The following is a 5,534-nucleotide window of genomic DNA, read 5'->3' on the forward strand; positions in this document are numbered from 1 at the left end:
CGCTTTGGGTGGTCATTCGCTGTTGGCGGTGCGGTTGGTCAGTCGGGTGCGGGTTGTTGTCGGTGTGGAGGTGTCGCTGCGGGCGTTGTTCGATGCGCCGACGCCGGCGCGGTTGGCTGGTCGGCTGGCTGGTGCGGGGCGGGCTCGTCAGGCGTTGGTGCCGTGGGAGCGGCCGGAGCGGTTGCCGTTGTCGTATGCGCAGCAGCGGTTGTGGTTCATCGGTCAGTTGGAGGGTCCGTCGGCGACGTACAACCTGCCGACCGTGCTCGGGTTGCCCGCCACGGTCGACGTGGCGGTGTTGCAGGCGGCGTTGCTGGATGTGATGGGCCGGCACGAGGTGCTGCGGACCGTGTTCCCGACGGCCGGTGGTGTGCCGTTGCAGCGGATCATCGCGGCCGGGGATCTGGACTGGCGGTTGCATACCAGTGTCGTGTCCGCGGTGGATCTTCCCGGTGTGGTGGAGGCGGCGACCCGGTACGCGTTCGATCTGGCGGTGGAGGTGCCGATCCGGGCGTGGTTGTTCGATGGTGGCTCCGGTGAGCGGGTGCTGGTCGTTGTGGTGCATCACATTGCTGGTGACGGTTGGTCGATGCGGCCTCTCGCGACGGATCTGTCGGTTGCGTATGCGGCCAGGGCGGAGGGGCGGGCACCACTGTGGGCGCCGCTGCCGGTGCAGTACGCGGACTATGCCTTGTGGCAGCGGGACCTGCTGGGTGACGAGACCGATCCTGACAGTCTGATCTCCCGCCAGGTCGCCTACTGGCGGCAGGCTCTGCACGGCGCGCCCGAGGAACTGACTCTCCCGACAGACCGCCGCCGCCCGGCCGTGGCCGGACACCACGGCCACTCGGTGCCTGTGACGGTGCCGGCACACCTGCACGCCCGGCTGCTGGAGGTGGCGAAGGCCCAGGGCGTGACAGTCTTCATGCTGTTGCAGGCCGCCCTCGCCACACTGCTGTCCAAGCTCGGCGCCGGCACGGACATCCCCATCGGGGTCGCGACCGCCGGCCGTACCGACCAGGCACTGGACGATCTCGTCGGGTTCTTCGTCAACACCCTGGTGATGCGGACGGACCTGTCGGGTGACCCGACGTTCGTCGAGCTGCTGGGCCGGGTGCGCGAGACGGCACTGGCCGGTTTCGAGCACCAGGACGTGCCGTTCGAACGCCTCGTCGAGGAACTGGCGCCGGCCCGCTCACTCGCGCGTCACCCCTTGTTCCAAGTCATGCTGGCCCTGCAGAACACTGCGGCGCTGGACCGGCCCGGCGGCCAGGCGGCGCCGGCCGAGACACCGGCGGCGGCAGTCACGTCCTCGGCGAAGTTCGACCTCGAGATCTCGCTGTCCGAGGCATTCGGCGACGGCAACGCCGCCGCGGGCCTGTACGGCGAGCTGACCGGTGCCGCGGACCTGTTCGACGCCGGCACCGTCGCCGTCATCGCGAGGCGGTGGGTCCGGGTGCTGGAGACCGTGCTGGCCGACCCGTCCACTCCGATCTCCGGAGTGGACGTGCTGGACGCCGATGAACGACGCCGGGTGCTGATCGAATGGAACGACACCACGGTCGACGTGCCCGCGGCGACCGTGCCGGAGCTGCTCGCCGCGCAGGCACCTGACGCCCTCGCGGTGCTGGGCGAGGGTGTCGCCTTGACCTACGCCGACCTGGATGCGCGGGCGAGCCGGCTCGCCGGGTTGTTGACCGGCCGCGGCGTGGGTCCGGAGTCGGTGGTCGCGGTGTATCTCGACCGCGGTGCCGACCTCGTCGTGGCGTTGCTGGCGGTGTGGAAGGCCGGCGGTGCGTACCTGCCGATCGATCCGGAGTTGCCGGCCGAGCGGGTCGCCTTCATGGTCGCCGACGCCGCCGCGCACTGCGTGCTGACCTCAACGGATCGAGCAGCAGGCGCACCCACGACCTTGCCTTCGGTCGTCGTCGACGCCGTCGAGGCGACCACAGCGACCGGCGCGGAGGGAGTCGACGCACCGCACCCGGACCACCCGGCATACGTGATCTACACGTCGGGTTCGACCGGCACGCCGAAGGGCGTCGTCGTCACCCACGCGGGCCTGCGCAGCCTTGTCGCCGCGCAGGCGCGCCGGTTCGACCTGACCCCGCAGAGCCGCGTGCTGCAGTTCGCGTCACCCGGTTTCGACGCCGCGAGCGCCGAGATCTTCGTGTCGTTGTGTGCGGGCGCAACCCTGGTGGTGGCCCCGGCCGACGACCTGTTGCCGGGCCGCGGACTGGCCACGACGGTCACCCGGTTCGGCGTGACCCATGCGACGCTGCCACCGGCGGTCCTGACGGTTGCGGCGCCGGATGACCTGGCGACGCTGTCGACCGTGGTGTCTGCTGGTGAGGCGTTGCCCGCGGACGTGGTGCACCGGTGGGCCCCCGGCCGGCGGCTCGTGAACGCCTACGGCCCGACCGAGACGACGGTGTGTGCGGCGATGTCGCAGCCACTGTCCGCCGGTGACGAGCCGGTGATCGGCGTCCCGATCGTCAACACCCGCGTGTACGTGCTTGACGAACGGCTGATGCCCGTTCCGGCCGGTGTGACCGGGGAGTTGTACGTGGCCGGTGCGGGTCTGGCCCGGGGCTATCTGGGCCGGACGGCGTTGACGGCCGAGCGGTTCGTGGCGGATCCGTTCGACAGCGGGTCGCGGCTGTACCGCACCGGCGACCTGGTCCGCTGGACGTCCGGCGGAAACCTGGCGTACCTCGGCCGGGCCGACGAACAGGTGAAGCTCCGCGGATTCCGGATCGAGCCCGGCGAGGTCGAAGCCGTCATCGCCGCCCACCCGCAGGTCGACCGGGTCGCCGTCATCGCCCGCGAGGACACACCCGGCGACAAGCGCCTCGTGGCATACGTGGTCGGCGTCGTCGACAGCGCGGAGCTTCGCGGATTCGCCGGTCAGCGGTTGCCGGAGTACATGGTGCCTTCGGCGGTGGTGGTGCTCGACGGCCTGCCGCTGACGACCAACGGGAAACTGGATCGCAAGGCCCTGCCCGCACCCGACTTCGCCGCGACCGCCGGATCCGGGCGGGGCCCGGCCACCATCCGCGAAGAACTGTTGTGCCAGGCGTACGCCGAGATCCTGGGCCTCGAACAGGTCGGCGTCGACGACGACTTCTTCACCCTCGGCGGGCACTCGCTGCTGGCCGTACGCCTCGTCGAGTGGCTGCGGGTGCGCGGCGTGTCCGTGTCGGTGCGGACACTGTTCACGTCGCCGACACCGGCCCGGCTGGCGGCCGCGGCCGGCCGCGCGGAGGTAGACGTCCCGGAGAACCTGATTCCCGCCGGCACGCAGGTGATCACACCGCACATGCTGCCCCTCGCCGACCTGACCGAGGCGGAGGTCGACGCGGTCGTCGCGACCGTCGACGGCGGCGCGGCCAACGTCGCCGACATCTACCCGCTCGCCCCGCTGCAGGAAGGCATCCTCTTCCACCACCTCCTGGCGGACGGCGGCGACGACGTGTACGTGACGTCGTTCGTGCTCGAGTTCGCCGACCGCGACCGCCTCGACCGTTTCGCCGGGGCGCTCCAGCACGTGATCGACCGTCATGACGTGTTCCGGACGTCGGTCGTGGTGTCGGGCCTGCGCGAACCGGTACAGGTGGTCTGGCGGGCGGCGACGCTGCCCCAAACCGAGGTGCGCCTGCCCGTCGAGACGACGGACCCCGTGGCGGCACTGCTGTCCGCTGCCGGGTCGGCAATGGACCTGGGCCGCGCCCCGATGCTCGACCTGCACGTCACACCGGCCACCGACGGTCGCTGGCTGGGCGTCCTGCGCGTGCATCACCTGATGCAGGACCACACCGCGCTCGACGTGGTGACGGCCGAGATCGAGACCGTCCTGGCCGGCCGGGCGGACCAACTGCCGGAGCCGCTACCGTTCCGGAACTTCGTCGCCCAGGCCCGCGCCGGGCTCACCAGCGGCGAGCACGAGGCCTTCTTCCGCGAGCTGCTGGCCGGGGTGGACGAGCCGACCGCGGCGTTCGGGGTGCACGACGTCCGCGGCGACGGCTCGGCGGTGGTGCGTGCCGGCTTCGGGCTGGCCCCGGACGTCGCCGCGCAGCTGCGCGACACGTCCCGGCGCCTGGGTGTGAGCCCGGCGACGGTGATGCACGTGGCGTGGTCGCGGGTCCTGTCGGTCGTGTCGGGCCGTGAGGACGTCGTGTTCGGCACAGTGCTCTTCGGCCGGATGAACGCGGGTGCGGGCGCGGACCGGGTGCCGGGCCTGTTCATGAACACGCTGCCGGTGCGGCTCGTCACCAAGAACCTGGACGTCCAGGACGCGGTGGCCGCGATGCGCGGCCAGTTGGCCGGGCTGCTGGAGCACGAACACGCCCCGCTGGCGTTGGCCCAACGGGTCAGCGCGGTCCCGGCCGACCAGCCGCTGTTCGCCACGCTGTTCAACTATCGCCACAACAGCGCGCCGCCGGCCCAGGGCGACGCGGAGAGGGACGGAGACGTCGGTGTCCGGACCGTGTACACCCGGGAAAGCACCAACTACCCGCTGACCGTGTCCATCGACGACGACGGGACCTGGTTCGGCCTCACCGTGGACGCGGTCGACCCGATCGATCCGCAAGCGGTCGCCGAGATGCTGCACACCGCCGTCGCCCACCTCGTTTCGGCACTGGAAAGCACCACACCGGTGCCGCTGTCGGAGATCGGTGTTCTCAACCCCGGCGAGTTCGACCGTGTCCTGCACGAGTGGAACGGCACGGCGGTCGACGTGCCTGCGGCGACGTTGCCGGCTCTGTTCGCCGAGCAGGTGGCGCGCACGCCGGATGCGCCGGCGTTGGTGTTCGAGGGTGAGTCGTTGTCGTATGCGGAGCTGGACGGTCGGGCGAACGGTCTGGCGCGGTCGCTGGTCGAGCGTGGTGTGGTCGCGGATTCGGTGGTGGGGGTTTCGCTGCCGCGTGGTTTCGACTTGGTGGTGGCGTTGTTGGCGGTGCTCAAGGCTGGTGGTGCGTATCTGCCGATCGATCCGGATCTGCCGGTGGAGCGGGTTGCGTTCATGGTGGCGGATGCGGGTGCGGTGTGTGTGTTGTCGGAGGGTCCGTTCACCGAGACGGCGACGGCTCCGGGTGTGGTGGTGCTGTCGGGTCAGGCGGCGTACGTGATCTATACGTCGGGTTCGACGGGTGTGCCGAAGGGTGTCGCGGTGTCGCACGAGGGCATCGTGAACCGTCTTGTCTGGATGCAGTCCCGGTTCGGCATCCAAGAGGGTGATCGGGTGTTGCAGAAGACGCCGTTCGGGTTTGACGTGTCGGTGTGGGAGTTGTTCTGGCCGTTGATCCAGGGCGCCACGATGGTGATCGCCCGGCCGGGCGGTCACCGCGACCCCGGCTACGTGGCCGAGCTGATCCGTGATGAGCGGGTCGACACGGTCCACTTTGTGCCGTCGATGTTGGAGGCGTTCCTGGCGACGCCCCAGGCCGCGGAGTGTGGCGGGCTGCGGCGGGTGGTGTGCTCCGGCGAGGCCCTGAGTCCAGCCGCACGCGACCGGTTCTACGAGAACCTTCCGG

The 5,534-nt window shown here is 70.6% G+C and carries 1 protein-coding gene; it reads left to right on the forward strand.

Annotated elements, in window-relative coordinates; genetic code table 11:
- Nucleotides 1-46 precede the first annotated feature (46 nt).
- The coding region (locus tag ABD332_RS59730; protein ID WP_344516053.1) for an amino acid adenylation domain-containing protein at nt 47-5,534 on the forward strand (5,488 nt) is incomplete at its 3' end.

Origin of the sequence: Dactylosporangium maewongense (genome assembly GCF_039531485.1) — a bacterium.
In the GTDB taxonomy this organism is placed as follows: Bacteria; Actinomycetota; Actinomycetes; order Mycobacteriales; family Micromonosporaceae; genus Dactylosporangium; species Dactylosporangium maewongense.